The organism is Pseudomonas sp. GD04091 (genome assembly GCF_029836165.1).
Lineage (GTDB): Bacteria > Pseudomonadota > Gammaproteobacteria > Pseudomonadales > Pseudomonadaceae > Aquipseudomonas.
In genome coordinates this window covers 54,902-70,138 of record NZ_JAOEBG010000012.1, presented here as the reverse complement: position 1 = coordinate 70,138, position 15,237 = coordinate 54,902, and the positions used below count along the sequence as shown (strand labels likewise).

The window sequence follows — 15,237 nt, the reverse complement described above, 5'->3', positions numbered from 1 at the left end:
CTGCCAAGATGCAAGCCGTTATCAAATGAGACTCTATCGCAGGAAGCTTTTCAGAACGCGCTCAAGGCTTTAGATGCACAGGCGTTTTCATTCGATTCAGAGACACCCGGCGTACCGGCCGGGCTGCTCAGCGAATCTCGCTGGGCGACACGCCGTAGCGCTTGCGAAAGGCGATGGAGAAGTGCGCCGGGCTGTAGCCCACGCCATAGGCGACGGTCGAGACGTTGCTCTCCTCTTCGCTGAGCATGCGATGCGCCTCGCTCAGACGGTGCTCCTGCAGATAGCCGAACACACTGGTGCCGAACACCTTGCGAAACCCTGCGGTGAGCTTGCGCGGGCTCATGCCGACATGGCTGGCCAGGGCGTTGAGGCTCGGTGGTTCCAGCAGCGAGCGCACCAGCAGGTCGCGCGCCGCATGCACGCGCTCGACGTCCGATGAGGTGATGCGCAGCTTCTGCTCCGGCTGCCCGCGCTCCTCCAGCAGGAACTGCGCGCTCAACGCCGTCAGCTCCAGGGCCTTGCCGCCCAGGTACAGCGAGCGGGTAGGCCCCTGCATCGGGCAGGTGGCGATCTGCGTCGCCAACGCCTGCATCGCCCGCGGGGCCGGACGCACCATCATGTAGGGGTCGCCGCCCTGGGCCGCCAACAACTTGCGCGGAGCCATGCCCAGGTGCCGATCGAGGGACTCCAGGTCGAGCTGCACGATGGTGTAGCGCAGCGGCGTCGCGGTGCCGTAGATCTGCGAAGAGGTGTACTCGCCGTCGTTGACGATGGTGCACAGGCTGGGGCCGCGGATCGATTGCTCGGCATGCCCCGGAATCCGGCAGGACAACTCGCCACTCTGCACCAGGATCAGCTTGAGCCCGCGCTCCAGCGGGTCTTCGACCCAGGCCTCGCTCTGCGACCAGAGCGTCCCGGTGACCAGCGTCATGTGCGGCTCCAGGTAGACCGTGCCGGGTTGGTTGCCCTTGGGTTCGGCCTGCTTCTCGGGGTGGGTTGCGGCGATGATCGTAATAGTCATTGGGTTTTCCCTTTTCCTGGCGCCATTACGGGGGGCTGCCCTGAGCTCACGGGAGGCTTTCAAACCTTCAACCTCCCTGTTTGAAGCCGTGGCGTATTTCATCTAATGAAAAAGTCACGGCACCGAAAGCCTTCGCGTTGAGAAGCGCTTGGCGATGCACAATGATAATAAATCTCATTTAGCCATTTGTAGCCAATTATTTCTACAAATAGGAGATTTCATGTCATCGCTCCCCGCAACGCCCATGCCAGACGCGTTCGACGACGCCCCCGACTGGCCCGCCGAATTCGTCGAACGCTATCGCCAGGCTGGCTACTGGCACGACCAGACCTTCGCCCAGGCGCTTGACGACGCCGCTTCGCGCAACCCGTCGGCGATCGCGATCAGCGACGGTGCCACGCACCTGAGCTATGCCGAGCTGGTGGACCGCTGCCGGCGCCTGGCCGCCGGCCTGCGCGCCCTCGGCCTGCAGGCCGGCGACAACGTGGTGGTGCACCTGCCCAACGGCAGCGCATTCGTCGAAGTGTGCTTCGCCCTGTTTCGCCTGGGCGCACGACCGATCCTCGCCCTGCCCGCGCACCGCCAGCACGAGATCGGTGGTTTCTGCGGCTTCGCCGAGGCCGTCGCCTACATCGGCTGCGACCAGCTGGAAGGCTTCGACTGTCGACAGATGGCGCGCCAGCTGCGTGCCAGCCACCCGCACCTGCGGCACGTGGTGATCGACGGCGCCGCCGGGGAGTTCACCGCGCTCGGCGAGCTGTACGCAGGCCAGCCACTGGCGCAGGACGCCGGCAACCCGCGGGCGGTGGCCTGCTTCCAGCTCTCGGGCGGCACCACCGGCACCCCCAAGTTGATTCCACGCCGACACGCCGAGTACCTCTACAACGTGCGCGCCAGCAGCGCCGTGTGCGGCCTCGACGCGGGCAGCGTGTACCTGGCCGCGCTGCCCATGGCGCACAACTTCACCCTGTGCTGCCCCGGCGTGATCGGCACCCTGCTGGCCGGCGGCCGCGTCGTGTGCACTCGGCGCCCCGACCCGGACACCTGCTTCGCCCTGATCGCCGGGGAAGGTGTCACCGTCACCGCGCTGGTGCCGCCGCTGGCCATGCTCTGGCTCGACGCCCAGGCCCAGCGCCAGGCCGACTTGTCGAGCCTGCGCCTGCTCCAGGTCGGCGGGGCGAAGCTGCTGAGCACGGCGGCCGCGCGCGTCACCCCGGTACTCGGCTGTGCCTTGCAGCAGGTACTGGGCATGGCCGAGGGGCTGCTGTGCTACACCCGTCTGGACGATCCCGAGGCGCTGGTCCTGCACACCCAGGGCCGGCCGCTGTGCGCCGACGATGAGGTACGCATCGTCGACGAACAGGGCAAGCCGGTGCCAACCGGTCAGGTCGGCGAACTGCAGGTGCGCGGGCCCTACACCATTCGCGGCTACTACCGCCTGCCCGAACACAACGCCAAGGCCTTCACCGCCGACGGTTTCTACTGCAGCGGCGACCGCGTGCGACGCACCGCCGAGGGTTATCTGGTGGTCGAGGGCCGGGACAAGGACCAGATCAACCGCGGCGGCGAGAAAGTCGCCGCCGAGGAGGTGGAGAACCTGCTGCTCGCCCATCCCCAGGTGCACGATGCGGCCCTGGTGGCGATGCCCGATGCCTTGCTGGGCGAGTCCACCTGCGCGTTCATCGTCGCCCGCGCGCCGGCGCCCTCGGCCTTCGGCCTCAAGCAGCACCTGCGCAGCCAGGGCCTGGCCGCGTTCAAGGTGCCGGATCGCATCGAGTTCATCGACCGCTTCCCGCAGACCGGCGTCGGCAAGGTCAGCCGCAAGGACCTGCGCGACAGCCTGCGCCAGGCCTGGCTCGAAGCGCACCGTGGGAGCACCGGCTCGTGAACGTCGAACCGTTGTCCCTGGATGCGCGCTGGGTACGCCCCTACCGGTTGTCGCCGATGCCGCGCTGGCGTCTGGCGTGCTTCGTCCATGCTGGTGGCAGCGCGAGCTTTTTCCGCGACTGGGCCAACGCCCTGCCGGCCGAGATCGACGTGCTGGCCATCCAGTATCCCGGGCGCGAAGACCGCTTCGGCGAGCCCTGCCTGACCGACATGCACAGCCTCGCCGAAGCCGCCAGCCAGGCCCTGCGCGGTTACGCCGACCGGCCGCTGGCGCTGTTCGGCCACAGCCTCGGCGCCGTGGTGGCGTATGAGGTGGCGACGCGCCTGGAACGCCAGGCCATCACCGTCGAGCACCTGTTCGTTTCCGCCCACCCGGCCCCACAGTGCCAGCGTGGCGGGCACCTGCACGCAGGTCCCGACCAGGCCCTGCTGGACGATGTGAAGCGACTGTCGGGGCGCCCCAATCCGCTGCTCGACGACCCGGCCCTGAGCGGTATGTTCCTGCCCAGCCTGCGCAACGACTACCGCATCGTCGAAACCTATGCCTGCCCCACGCCCAGGCCGCTCGATGCGCGGATCACCGTGCTCTACCCCGAGCAGGATCCCGAGGTCGATCTCGGCGAGGCCCAGGCCTGGCAAGCCGCCAGTCACCAGCCACTGCACCTGCAGCGCTGGTCCGGCGAGCACTTCTACCTGGTCGAGCAGCGCCAGGCTGTGCTCGATGCCCTGGCGGCGACCCTGCTCGGTCGCCGCCCGCTCGTCTCACCTGCCCTTGAGGAAGCCCTGCAATGAAATCCCCCGACGCTTGCGAAGGCCTGCCGGACATCCGGAACGCCATCGATTCACTGGACCACCAGATCATCGAACTCATGCGCCAGCGCATGGCTTACGTCAAGGCCGCCTCCGGTTTCAAACCCACCGAAAGCAGCATCCCGGCGCCCGAGCGCGTCGCCCAGATGCTCCCGCGGCGGCGCCAGTGGGCCGAAGAGGCGGGGCTGGACGGGCATTTCGTCGAGACCCTGTTCGCCCAGATCATCCACTGGTACATCGCCCAGCAAGTGCTGTACTGGCGCAGCCAGAGGGCTTCGGCATGAAGCCCTTCACTCGGCTCGAGGAAGACCTTGCGGGGTTGACCCAGGTATTCGAACAGGCACGCCAGCGCGCCGCCGAACAAGGCACCTCGGTGCTGGCCAGCTACGCCCTGGCCGTCGCCGACATCGACCTGCTGGCGCTGTTCTGCCGCGTCGACCGCCCCGGTGCCGAGGCGTTGTTCTGGCGCGACGCCGCAAGTGACAGGACCCTGTTCGGCTGGGGCCTGGCCGCCGAACTGAACGGCACAGGCGAACAGCGCTTCGCCAGCGTGGACCGCCAATGGCGCGCCTGGCTGGACAGCGCGGTGAGCCACGGCCCGCAGCCTCCCCTGCTGTGCGGTGGTTTCCGCTTCGATGATCAGGTCGCGCCCGACAGCGCCTGGCAAGGCTTTGGCGACGCCTCGCTGTGGCTGATGAGCCTGCTGCTGATCCGCGAGGGCGAGCAGTGCTGGCTGCTGTGCCAGCAGCGCATCGGCGCCACGGACAGCGCCAGCCGCCGTGGCGAACAGCTGATCGATGACTGGAACGCGCTGATGGATCGCTACCTGTCGCCCCCGGCGAGCACCCCGCCGGCAGCGCACCTTCGCGACCAGTGCCTGCCGCGCGCCGACTGGCAAGACAAGATCGCCCAGGCCGTGGACGCGCTGCGTGACAGCTCGCTGCAAAAAGTGGTGCTGGCGCGCGAGGTGGTCAGCACCTTTTCCCATACCGTCAGCCCGGGCAGGACCCTGGCGCGCCTGGCCAGCGCCGATCCCACGGCCTATCTGTTCGCCTTTCGCCGCCAGGCGAGCTGCTTCGTCGGCGCCTCGCCGGAGCGCCTGGTCAAGCTACACGACGGCCAGCTGCAGACCCTGGCACTGGCCGGCACCTGCCGGCGCGATCCGGACCCTCGCCTGGACACCCAGCTGGCCCATGCGCTGATGGACTGCGAGAAGAACCGCCACGAACATGCCGTGGTGGTGCAGATCATCCAGCAGGCCCTGATCCCCTGGACCACCCAGCTGCACGTGCCGGCGACCCCATCGATCCGCCGCCTGAGCCGGGTCCAGCACCTGAGCACGGTGATCGAAGGGCGCCTGCGGTCGCGGGCCAGCCTGCTGCAGCTGGTCGCCACGCTGCACCCGACCCCCGCCGTCGGCGGTCACGAACGCAACCAGGCGATGGGCTACATTCGCCGCTGCGAAGGATTCGACCGTGGCTGGTACGCCGCGCCCCTGGGCTGGCTGGACGCCCAGGGCAACGGCGAGTTCATCGTAGGCCTGCGCTCGGCCTTGCTGCAGGGCGAACAGGCAAGGCTCTATGCCGGTTGCGGCATCGTGCAGAGCTCGGAGCCGGCCAGCGAGTACGAGGAAACCTGTATCAAGCTGGCGGGGATGCGACTCGCGCTGCAGGTGTGATGCCGACGCCTCAGGCGGCCTTGGCCTGAACAGTGAACAGACTGGCGCCCAGCGTGACGAAGGATGCGCCGAACAGGCGGTTCATCAGGCGCGCGCGATTGGGCGTGGCGAGCTTGCGCCTGAGCGCCTGGGCCAAGGTCACATAGAAGGCATGGGAAATGATCGAGCACGCCGCGAAGGTGAGCACGAGAATGCCCAGCTGAAAGTCCGAATCAGCGCCCGGACGAATGAACTGCGGCAGGAACGCCGCGAAAAACAGGATGGCCTTGGGATTGGTCAGCGCCACCGTCACGCCATTGAGCAGCAGCTTGCCATTGCCGGAGGCAGGCTTGAGCGGCTGGTCGAGCTGATCGAATGCGCTGGTGCGGCTTTTCCACTGCTTGATGCCCAGGTAGATCAGGTAGCTCGCGCCCAGCACCTTGAGCAGTAAAAAGGCCGTGGCGGAGGTCTGCAGCACGACGCCCAGACCCGCACTGGTGGCGGCGGAAACCGCCAGCAATCCCACCGCGTTGCCCAGCGAGCCGAGCATCGCCCGCCGGGGCCCGCAGGCCACCGAGTTGGACAGGGCCATGATGACGCCGGGGCCCGGGGTCAGAGTGACCAGCATGGCGACAGCGACGAAACCGAACCAATCGTGAAGCGACATCCTTGTACATCTCCTTGGGGCAACGTTAAGTCCGGCGACTGTAACAGATTGTTGCCCCAATCAAGCATCCCCACGGTAGATGGTACGTGGCTGCCGCTGTGTGCCAGGCGCCGCAGTGCCGCTCGGCCAGGACGCCTCAGGCTTGCGGATCGGCCAGCAATTGCCCGGCCGATCCCTGCTCTTGGCGTGTGTCGTGGCCACAGGCCACGAAGTCCTCCTTGCGCAGCACCACCAGCGCCACCAGCGACGCCACCCCGGTCGCCACATAGAAATACCAGGGCGCGGTGATATCGCCGGTCACCTTGATCAGCCAGGTGGAGATCAGCGGCGCGCTGCCGCCGAACACCGCCACCGGAATGTTGTAGGCCATGGCGATGCCGGTGGAGCGGATGCGCGTCGGCAGCAGCTCGCTCATCAGCGCGTAGGTCGACGACGCGTACAGCCCGAACAGGATCGCCACCGCCATCAGCGGCCAGAACAGCGTGGCCGGCGTGGCGCCGGGCGCGGCCTTGAAGAACCAGTACATGGCCAGGGTCGCCAGGGTGCCGATCACCATCAGGAACGGCTTGCGTCCGTAACGGTCGGTGAAGGCGCCGCCGAAAGGCATCACCACCGCCGCCGACAGGCTGGCGACGAACACGTAGAGCAAGGTGGTGCCGCTGTCGAACTTGAGGGTGTTGGACATGTAGGTCGAGGCGAAGGTCAGCACCAGGTAGAAGATCGAGCTGTGCAGGGTGATGATGAAGAACACCAGGGCGATCGAACGCTTCCACTGCCACACCTCGCGCAGCGGCGCCTTGGAGGTCTGCCCGGCCTCGACCAGGGCGAGGAACTCGGGGCTGTCCTCGAGCTTGAGGCGGATGTACAGCGAGATGAAGCCCAGCGGCCCGGCGATCAGGAACGGAATGCGCCAGCCCCAGTCCTGCATCAGCTCGGCGCCCAGCGCCCAGGTCATGCCATTGGCCACGGCGCCGCCCAGCAGCAGGCCGAGCACTGCGGTGACCATCAGCCAGCAGGTGGCGAAGCCCCGGCGCCCGGGGCCGGCGTACTCGGAGATGAAGCTGGTGATGGTGCCGATCTCGCCACCGGCGGAGAAGCCCTGCACGCAGCGGATCAGCACCAGGATGATCGGTGCGGCGATGCCGATGCTGGCATAGGTCGGCAGCAGGCCGAGCAGGAAGGTGGAGCCGGCCATCATCACCAGCACCGTGATCAGTGTGCGGCGGCGGCCGATCTTGTCCGCCAGCGGGCCGAAGAACAGCCCGCCCAGCGGCCGGATGAAGAAGCTCAGGGCAAAGGCCGCGAAACTCGCCAGCAGACTGCTGGTGGGGTCATCGGAAACGAAGAAGGCCTTGCCGATGTACAAGGCCAGGAAACCGTAGACGCCGTAGTCGTACCACTCGATCAGGTGGCCGGTGGTGGCGCCGATGAAAGCCCGGCGCCGCTGGCGCTGGGTGTTGCCGGGTGACATGCCCATAAGGGAACTCCTGTCGTGATGCTGTCCATGAAATGTCGTTGCTTCAGGGGATGCTCAAAGGCCCGGAGGGATCCTGCAGCCACTGGCGCAGGCGGGTCTTGAGGATCTTGCCATAGCTGTTTTTCGGCAGCTCGGCGCAAAACTGATATTTCTTCGGTTTCTTGAACGAGGCCATGCGCGCCAGGAACCACTGGTTGAGCGCCTGGGCATCGACACGGCCGCTTGCGCGCGGCACCACGAAGGCCACCACCGACTCGCCCCACTCGGCGTCAGCCTCGCCCACCACGCACACTTCGAACACCTCGGGGTGCTGCATCAGCACTTCCTCGACTTCCCGCGGGTAGATGTTGCTGCCGCCGGAGATGATCACATCCTTGCTGCGATCGGTCAGGGTCAGGTAGCCGTGCGTATCGAGATAGCCGATGTCGCCGGTGCGCAGCCAGCCGTCCACCAGAGCCGCCTGGGTAGCCGCCGGATTGTCCCAGTACCCCAGCATCACCGGCGCGCCACGCACCGCGATCTCACCGGGCTCGCCGGGCGCCAGCGCCTGGCCCGAGGCGTCCACCACCCGCACTTCGACACAGGCATGGGCGCGCCCTACCGAGGCGGCGATCGCCGGCCAGCCGGCATGGTCACGGTCGGCGATCGCCTCGCGGGACAGCGCGCTGATGGTCATCGGGCATTCGCCCTGGCCGTAGATCTGCACCAGTCGCGGGCCGAAGGTGTCCAGGGCATCGGCCAGGTCCGCCAGGTACATCGGCCCACCGCCGTAGACGATGGTCTTGATGCCTTCCCCGCCGTAGCCCTGCTGCCGGGCCTGCTCGACCATGCGCTTGACCATGGTCGGCGCGGCGAACAGGCTGACCTGCCCCAGCCCCTGCGCCAGCTCGAACAGCTCCGCCGCCTGGAAGCCGCGCGATGCCGGCACCACGTGGCGGGCGCCGCAACGCACGTGGACGAAGTTGTACAAGCCGGCGCCGTGGGACATCGGCGCGGCATAGACCATGGCGTCGGCCGCCGACACCGGGTCCACGTCCAGCGGATAGCACAGCGACATGGCGATCAGGTTGCCATGGGACAGCATCACGCCCTTGGAGCGTCCGGTGGTGCCGGAGGTGTAGAACAGCCAGGCCAGGTCGCTGTCCTGGCGAGGGTGCGGCGCCAGCAGATCGACAGCGGGGCCAATCACCGGCTGCCCGGTCGCGGCCAGTTCGCGGCAGCCGGCGGGCAGCGCCACGCTGTCGAACACCCGGCCGTCGTCGGTGTAGATCAGCCGCGCCCCGGCGTTGCCGGCGATCCAGGCCGCCTCCAGGGCGTGCAGCTTGTTGTTGATCGGCACCGCCACCGCCCCGCTCCACCAGATGGCGTACAGCAGTTCGAGGTAGGCGCAGCTGTTCTTCATCAGCAGCGCCACCCGCTCGCCCGGGGCGATGCCGTAGTCGTCACGCAGCTGCAGCGCGCGCCCCCGGGCCCGGGCGGCGAACCCCTGATAGTCGGCGACCTGGCGCTGGCCTTCGAACAGCGCGGCGCGCCGCGGCCAGCGCTGGGCCGCGTCGTGCAGCCAGTGCGCGATGTTCATGCTCAGACCCTGACCGCTTGCAGCACGCTGGCGTAGTTGGCCGCGGCCATGCCGCCCATGTTGAACAGCAGGCCGAATTCGGCACCGGGCACGCCCAGCCCGATGGGGTTGCCGGTCAGCTGGGCAAAGCCCAGGGCGTGCATCGACACCCCGGTGGCGCCCACCGGGTGCCCCTTGGCCTTGAGCCCGCCGGACAGGTTCACCGGCAGCCGCCCGCCCTGGCGCACGATGCCATCATCCAGCGCCCGGTGCCCCTCGCCGCGCGGCGCCAGGCCCATGGCCTCGTAGATCAGCAGCTCGGCGATGGTGAAGCAGTCGTGGACCTCGGCGAAGCTCAGGTCGTTCAGGGTCACCCCTGCCTCGCGCAGCGCGCCATGAATGGCCCGCTGCGGCCCCTCGAAGGCCAGCACGTCACGGCGCGACAGCGGCAGGAAATCGTTCACCTGGGTCATCGCGCGGATCGCCACCTGGCGCCGCATCGAGCGGGCCCGTTGGGGCGAGGCCAGGACGATCGCCGCCGCCCCGTCGCTGATCAGCGAACAGTCGGTCAGGCGCAGCGGCGCGGCGATCAGCGGGTTGCCCTGGGACACGGTGTTGCAGTGTTCGAAGTCCATCACCCGGTGCATCTGTGCCAGCGGGTTGGCCATGGCGTTGGCATGGTTCTTCACCGCGATCGCGGCCATCGAGGCCAGCGGGCTGTGGTAGCGTTCGGCGTACTGCTGCGCCACCTGGCCGAACAGCTGGGCGAAGCTCAGCCCTGCCTCCTCGATGGCATTCTGGTAGCCGGCGCCGGCCAGGGCGCGGGTGACCTCGACCGTGCTGTTGCCGGTCATCTTCTCCGCGCCCACCACCAGCACCAGCTCGGCGGCGCCGCTGCGGATCGCGTGGATGCCCGCCTGGATCGCCGCCGAACCCGAGGCGCAGGCGTTCTCGCAGCGGGTGGCCGGCTTGAAACGCAGTTGCGGGTCGGCCTGGAGCATCAGCGAGGCTGGGAAGCCATCGGCCACCAGGCCGGAGTTGAAGTGACCGAGGAACAGCGCGTCGATCTCGGCGGCGTCGATCTCGGCGTCCTTGAGCGCGTCGCGGGTGACCTGCACGATCAGGTCCTCGAGGTTCAGGCCATCCAGGCGACCAAAAGGACTGTGCGCAGCGGCGACGATAGATACGGAGTCGTGAAACATGATGATTTTCTTCTGTCCTTGAAGCGGGTATTTCATACAATGGGCCAGCGCCCGAATCCCACGCTAGTTGGGGCAACTACGTACGCGTGTACGTAGTGAGTCATACGGCGCATGCCCATGAAACCGAGGCAGGATGCCTGATGACCGTCGATACACCGCCCCTCCAGGACCTCGAGCGCGTGGCGTTCCAGGTGTCCCCTGCCCCCCAGATGATCACCGCCCATCGTCGGATGCTCGATTGCAACCAGGCGTTCGTGCGGCTGTTCGGCTACGAACGCGAAGAGTTGCGGGGCAACCTGACCCTGCTGCTGTATCCCTCCCATGCGGATTACCAGAGCATCGGCGAACGCAGCGAGCACTGGCTGCGCACCGGGCCCGGGGCTTTCTATACCGATGAGCGCTTCATGCAGCATCGCAATGGCGAGGTGTTCTGGGCGCGGGCCCATGGGTTCACCTTGACGCTCGATGATCCGTTCAAGCTGATGGTCTGGCATTTCGAGCGGCTGGATCGCCAGCCTGCGCCCGCGGTGCAATTGACGGCGCGGGAGCGGGAGATTTCGCTGCTTATCGTGAATGGACTGACGTGCAAGGAAGTGGCGCGGCAATTGGGGATTTCGCATCGGACGGTGGAGGTGCATCGGGCGCGGTTGATGAAGAAGTTGCAGGCGAAGAACAGTGCGGAACTCGTGTCCAAGATCATCTTCATCAGTTAGAAGCGAGCCGGCCTCCAACCACGCTTGCCAAACCCGCATGATTCGCCGACCACACACGGCAGTACTGGCGGGCGCTCATAGGCGGCCGGCTGGAGTCCCAGACCTTGCATTCCCCCTGTCACACCCCGACAATGAGAGCAATTACCATTTACACTCCGGATCCCGCTCTATGTCGACGCTCGACCGCTCGGCGCTCCACCAGCTGTACAGCGAAAACAACGGCTGGTTGAAAAGCTGGTTGCGCGCGCGGCTGGGCAATGCCGCCGATGCTTCCGACCTGGCCCACGACACCTTCCTGCGAGTCATGACGGCCCGCAACCAGGCGCCTATCCGCGAACCGCGCAGCTACCTCAGCGCCATCGCCCGCGCCCTACTGATCGACAAGGTTCGCCGCCGTTCCATCGAGCAGGCCTACCTGCAAGCCCTGGCCCTGCGTCCCGAGCCGGTCGAGGTGTCGCCGGAGGTACGCCTGTCGATCATCGAGATGCTGGTGTCGATCGATGCGCTGCTCGATGAGCTCGGCAACAGAACCCGCGACATCTTCCTCGCCGTTCAACTCGAAGGGCTGAGCTACGCGGCAGCTGCCGAACGCTTCGGCGTTTCGATCACGACGGTGAAGAATCACCTGATCCGGGCCATGACCCGATGTCTGCTGGTGGTCGAGAGCTGAGGGGAAGGCATTGGATATCAAGACCCTGGAGGCCGCCGCGACCTGGTATGTCCACCTCAACGATGGCGCCGCCAGCGCCTCTCGTACCCAGGCCTGGCGCGAGTGGCTGGCAGCCAGCCCCGAGCATGCCGAGGCCTGGGCCCGAGTCGAAAAGCTCCAGCAGCAATGGGCCAGGGTGCCCCGGCACGCCGCACTGTCGGGCCTTGGCGCGGCCCAGGCGCAGCGGCGCGAGGTACTGAAGGTACTGGGCATGCTCGTGGCCATCGGCGGTGGAACCTGGCTGGCGGCCGAGCAGGTACCCTACCAGGCCCTGCTCGCCCAGCAGCGCACAGGCACCGGCGAACGGCGCACACTGCGCCTGGCTGACGGTTCGCGACTGGAGCTGAACGTCGACACCGCGCTGGATGTGCGCTTCGACGCGCAGGTACGGGCGATCCAGCTGTACCGTGGCGAGATCCTGGTCAGGACCGCCAGCGATCCAGCCCGGCGTCCATTCATCGTGCACACCGACAACGGCAGCGTGCGTGCGCTGGGCACGCAGTTCAGCGTGCGCCAGTTGCCGGAGCAGACGCTGGTTGGCGTATTGCAGTCAGCCGTCGAGATTCGTCCACAGCGCCACCTTGATCAAGTGCTGCGCCTGGATGCCGGACAGCAGGCAGGCTTCGACCGCGACACCTTCGACACCGCCCAGGCCCTGCCCGCGGATTCGACAGCCTGGGTCCAGGGCATGCTGAGCGTGAACGACTGGCGCCTGGGCGACTTCATCGACGAGCTGGGGCGCTATCGCGCCGGCGTGCTGCGCTGCGCACCCGCCATACGGGGCATGAGCATTTCCGGCTCGTTCCGCATCGACGACACCGATATCGCGCTGGCGAACCTGCCCAAATCCCTGCCCGTGAAGGTGCGGTACCTGAGCCGCTACTGGGTGAGCGTGGAACCCGCCTGAGCCTCGGGCGAAAAAATTCACCTGCAATCTTGCTGATTTCGATTCTCGTCCGTCCATGACACAAGCCGCGACGACAGCGACTTTCCGCCATGACACGCAAGGATCACCCGATGCCCGTTCTTCACCCCACCGCCAGACTCCGCCAGGCCATCCGCCTGGTCGCCTTCGGCATGTCCCTCGCCACCGTGCCTTGCGCGATGATCGTGCCGGCCGAGGCCTTCGCCCACGGCCAGACCACCTACCACATCGGCGCAGGCCCCTTGGGCAACGCGATCACCCAGTTTGGCGTGCAAGCGGGGGTGACGATCTCGTTCGACACCGAACAGACCCGCCATCTCGTCACACCGGGGCTCGACGGCAGCTACGGCGTCGAGGAAGGGCTGCTGCGTCTGCTCGGCGGCAGCGGGCTGCGAGCCCAGCGCCAGGGCAACGGCGGCTATGTGCTGGTGCCGGCCGACAATGGCTCGGCGATGGAGCTGGGTCCGTTGAAGATCGACGCCAACAGCCTCGACGCCACCAGCGAGGGCACCCAGTCCTACGCCGCGCGCGCGGTGACCATCGGCAAAGGCGTGCATACGCTCAAGGAGACGCCGCAGGCGGTCACCGTCATGACCCGCAAGATGCTCGACGACCAGAACCTCAACACCCTGGAACAGGTGCTCGACAAGACGCCCGGCATCACCGTCTACGACTCGCCCATGGGCGGCAAGTATTTCTATTCCCGCGGCTTCAACCTCGACGGCCAGTACCAGTACGACGGCGTGCCGCTGGACGTGGGCGGCAACTATGTGCAGGCCAACAGCTTCTCCAGCGACATGGCGTTCTACGATCGCGTCGAGATCCTCAAGGGCGCTGCCGGCATGATGAAGGGGTCAGGATCCTCCGCCGGTGGCGTGAATTTCGTGCGCAAGCGCGGTCAGGAGAAGGCCCAGACCACGCTCACCCTGTCCGCCGGTACCTGGGACAACTACCGTGGCCAGGTGGACGTGGGCGGTCCGCTGAACGAATCGGGCACCGTGCGCGGCCGCGCCGTGGCGACCCTGCAGGACCGCCAGTACTTCTACGACAACGCCAAGCGCCAGGACCAGGTGCTGTATGGCGCCATCGACTGGGATATGACACCCGACACCAGCCTGGGCGTCGGCCTGGCCTATGAAGACATCGACGCCTCGCCCTGCTACACCGGGCTGCCCCGCTACGCGGACGGCAGCGACCTCAAGCTGTCGCGTTCCACCTGCCTGGGGGCCCGCTGGAACGACCTGCAAAGCCAGCGCATCACAGGCTTCGCTGATCTCAAGCATCGTTTCAACGACGACTGGACCCTGAACTTCGCCTCGGTCTACACCCACAACAACCAGAACATCGAGTACGGCTACGCCGAGGGCGCGGTGCCGGTCGGCACAACCAGCGCTGGTGTCCGTCGTCATGTCGGCCGGTTCGACTATGACCAGGACGACTACGGCTTCGATAGCTACGTCGACGGCAAGTTCGAGGCGTTCGGCCTCGTGCACGAACTGATCGTCGGCGCCAACGCCAGCCGGCAGAAGACCCACGATTACTTCGCGCTGATGCCGCTCGGCGGCACACAGAACCCCTTCGACCCGTCACCGGCCTTCCCGCACCCGTCCAAGGACGAGTTCCTGGCCAATCCCAGCCGTGGCGGCAGCGAGCCCACCGACTCCACCACCACGCAATACGGCACCTACGCCACCCTGCGCCTGAAGCTGGCCGAGCCGCTGACTCTGGTGCTCGGCACCCGGGTCAGTTGGTACCGCAACCAGAGCGATTCCTATACCCAGGCCTGGGATTACTGGGTCCACAACCGCAGTCAGGAAAACGGCCAGGTCACGCCGTTCGCCGCCGTGCTCTACGACCTCGACGACGAGTGGACTGCCTACGCCAGCTACGCCGACATCTTCCAGCCGCAGAGCAACCTGGTGAATGCCCAGGGCCAGGCCTTGCAGCCCAAGACCGGCGCCAACTACGAGCTGGGCATCAAAGGCGAACTGTTCGGCGGCGCCCTCAACACCGCCTTCAACCTGTTCCGTACGATCGAGGAGCACCGTGCGGAAACCGACTTCGCCAACACCTGCCTGGGCTCGGGTGACCAGTACTGCTACACCGACAGCGGCAAGGTGCGCGCCCAGGGCTTCGAGGCCGAAGTCAGCGGCGCGCCCATCGAGCGCTTGCAACTGCTGGCGGGCTACACCTATACCCAGACCAAGTACCTGAGCACCATCAACCAGACCGACCCCACCGAGCTCAACTTCACCTCCAGCTTCATCCCGCGGCACATGCTCAAGGTCTGGGGCGACTACCAGCTCGCCGGTGCGCTCGAACGCTGGGCCGTGGGCGCCGGGGTTTCCAGCCAGAGCGACAACTTCCGCCGCCAGGGCAACCTGAGCATCGAGCAAGCAGGCTACACCCTGTGGAGCGGCCGCGTGCAGTACCGCCTCGACGAGCACTGGAGCCTGGCGCTGAACGGCAACAACCTGCTGGACAAGCGCTACTACAGCACCATAGGCGCAACAGGCTGGGGCAACTTCTATGGAGAACCGCGCAACTTCATGCTGACCCTCAAGGGCAGTTTCTGACGAACGCGGACTTGCCGCGCGCTGCGCCTGGTATC

At 66.8% G+C, this 15,237-nt stretch carries 13 protein-coding genes; 8 read left to right on the top strand and 5 right to left on the bottom strand.

Annotation, left to right across the window (positions count from 1 at the left end; translation table 11 throughout):
• Positions 1–127 precede the first annotated feature (127 nt).
• Positions 128–1,021 (bottom strand): AraC family transcriptional regulator, encoded by an 894-nt coding sequence (locus N7422_RS16000; RefSeq protein WP_279807422.1) that lies wholly within the window; start codon positions 1,019–1,021, stop codon positions 128–130.
• A gap of 220 nt (positions 1,022–1,241) precedes the next feature.
• On the opposite strand from N7422_RS16000, the gene N7422_RS15995 reads away from it, so the two are divergent.
• The 4 genes from N7422_RS15995 to N7422_RS15980 are packed head-to-tail and all read left to right on the top strand — an operon-like array spanning position 1,242 to position 5,396.
• Positions 1,242–2,909, top strand: coding sequence for a (2,3-dihydroxybenzoyl)adenylate synthase (locus tag N7422_RS15995; RefSeq protein ID WP_279807421.1), 1,668 nt, complete (start codon positions 1,242–1,244; stop codon positions 2,907–2,909).
• A complete protein-coding gene (locus N7422_RS15990; RefSeq protein WP_279807420.1) occupies positions 2,906–3,700 on the top strand; it encodes an alpha/beta fold hydrolase in 795 nt (264 codons plus the stop codon). Before N7422_RS15995 ends, N7422_RS15990 begins: the two co-directional genes overlap by 4 nt.
• Positions 3,697–4,002 (top strand): isochorismate lyase, encoded by a 306-nt coding sequence (locus N7422_RS15985; RefSeq protein ID WP_279807419.1) that lies wholly within the window; start codon positions 3,697–3,699, stop codon positions 4,000–4,002. Before N7422_RS15990 ends, N7422_RS15985 begins: the two co-directional genes overlap by 4 nt.
• Complete coding sequence (locus N7422_RS15980) at positions 3,999–5,396, top strand: isochorismate synthase (protein WP_279807418.1); 1,398 nt, start codon at positions 3,999–4,001, stop codon at positions 5,394–5,396. Before N7422_RS15985 ends, N7422_RS15980 begins: the two co-directional genes overlap by 4 nt.
• A 10-nt stretch (positions 5,397–5,406) precedes the next feature.
• On the opposite strand, the gene N7422_RS15975 is transcribed toward N7422_RS15980, so the two are convergent.
• From N7422_RS15975 to N7422_RS15960, 4 genes are all read right to left on the bottom strand, one after another.
• On the bottom strand, positions 5,407–6,042 hold the full coding sequence (locus N7422_RS15975) for a LysE family translocator (RefSeq protein WP_279807417.1): 636 nt from the start codon (positions 6,040–6,042) through the stop codon (positions 5,407–5,409).
• 136 nt (positions 6,043–6,178) lie between these two features.
• The gene (locus N7422_RS15970; RefSeq protein ID WP_279807416.1) at positions 6,179–7,519 is read right to left on the bottom strand and encodes an MFS transporter; all 1,341 of its coding nucleotides are present in this window, start codon (positions 7,517–7,519) and stop codon (positions 6,179–6,181) included.
• Between the two features lie 43 nt (positions 7,520–7,562).
• On the bottom strand, positions 7,563–9,098 hold the full coding sequence (locus N7422_RS15965; RefSeq protein WP_279807415.1) for an AMP-binding protein: 1,536 nt from the start codon (positions 9,096–9,098) through the stop codon (positions 7,563–7,565).
• Positions 9,099–9,100: 2 nt separating this feature from the next.
• Positions 9,101–10,279, bottom strand: coding sequence for an acetyl-CoA acetyltransferase (locus tag N7422_RS15960; protein ID WP_279807414.1), 1,179 nt, complete (start codon positions 10,277–10,279; stop codon positions 9,101–9,103).
• A 140-nt stretch (positions 10,280–10,419) separates the two neighbouring features.
• On the opposite strand from N7422_RS15960, the gene N7422_RS15955 reads away from it, so the two are divergent.
• From N7422_RS15955 to N7422_RS15940, 4 genes are all read left to right on the top strand, one after another.
• On the top strand, positions 10,420–10,992 hold the full coding sequence (locus tag N7422_RS15955) for a LuxR C-terminal-related transcriptional regulator (protein ID WP_279807413.1): 573 nt from the start codon (positions 10,420–10,422) through the stop codon (positions 10,990–10,992).
• A 169-nt stretch (positions 10,993–11,161) separates the two neighbouring features.
• Positions 11,162–11,662: a sigma-70 family RNA polymerase sigma factor gene (locus N7422_RS15950; protein ID WP_279807412.1), complete on the top strand. Its 501-nt coding sequence runs from the start codon at positions 11,162–11,164 to the stop codon at positions 11,660–11,662.
• Positions 11,663–11,672: 10 nt separating this feature from the next.
• Positions 11,673–12,608 carry a FecR domain-containing protein gene (locus N7422_RS15945; protein WP_279807411.1) on the top strand — a complete coding sequence of 312 codons (936 nt, stop codon included), beginning with the start codon at positions 11,673–11,675 and terminating at the stop codon, positions 12,606–12,608.
• Positions 12,609–12,718: 110 nt separating this feature from the next.
• On the top strand, positions 12,719–15,202 hold the full coding sequence (locus N7422_RS15940; protein ID WP_279807410.1) for a TonB-dependent siderophore receptor: 2,484 nt from the start codon (positions 12,719–12,721) through the stop codon (positions 15,200–15,202).
• Positions 15,203–15,237: the final 35 nt, after the last annotated feature.

What these genes read in the sequence shown, in the direction of transcription:
- N7422_RS15965 (WP_279807415.1), bottom strand. Translation starts at nt 9,098, where the DNA reads ATGAACATCGCGCACTGGCTGCACGACGCGGCCCAGCGCTGGCCGCGG.
- N7422_RS15970 (WP_279807416.1), bottom strand. Translation starts at nt 7,519, where the DNA reads ATGGGCATGTCACCCGGCAACACCCAGCGCCAGCGGCGCCGGGCTTTC.
- N7422_RS15995 (WP_279807421.1), top strand. Translation starts at nt 1,242, where the DNA reads ATGTCATCGCTCCCCGCAACGCCCATGCCAGACGCGTTCGACGACGCC.
- N7422_RS16000 (WP_279807422.1), bottom strand. Translation starts at nt 1,021, where the DNA reads ATGACTATTACGATCATCGCCGCAACCCACCCCGAGAAGCAGGCCGAA.
- N7422_RS15975 (WP_279807417.1), bottom strand. Translation starts at nt 6,042, where the DNA reads ATGTCGCTTCACGATTGGTTCGGTTTCGTCGCTGTCGCCATGCTGGTC.
- N7422_RS15950 (WP_279807412.1), top strand. Translation starts at nt 11,162, where the DNA reads ATGTCGACGCTCGACCGCTCGGCGCTCCACCAGCTGTACAGCGAAAAC.
- N7422_RS15980 (WP_279807418.1), top strand. Translation starts at nt 3,999, where the DNA reads ATGAAGCCCTTCACTCGGCTCGAGGAAGACCTTGCGGGGTTGACCCAG.
- N7422_RS15960 (WP_279807414.1), bottom strand. Translation starts at nt 10,279, where the DNA reads ATGTTTCACGACTCCGTATCTATCGTCGCCGCTGCGCACAGTCCTTTT.
- N7422_RS15940 (WP_279807410.1), top strand. Translation starts at nt 12,719, where the DNA reads ATGCCCGTTCTTCACCCCACCGCCAGACTCCGCCAGGCCATCCGCCTG.
- N7422_RS15985 (WP_279807419.1), top strand. Translation starts at nt 3,697, where the DNA reads ATGAAATCCCCCGACGCTTGCGAAGGCCTGCCGGACATCCGGAACGCC.
- N7422_RS15955 (WP_279807413.1), top strand. Translation starts at nt 10,420, where the DNA reads ATGACCGTCGATACACCGCCCCTCCAGGACCTCGAGCGCGTGGCGTTC.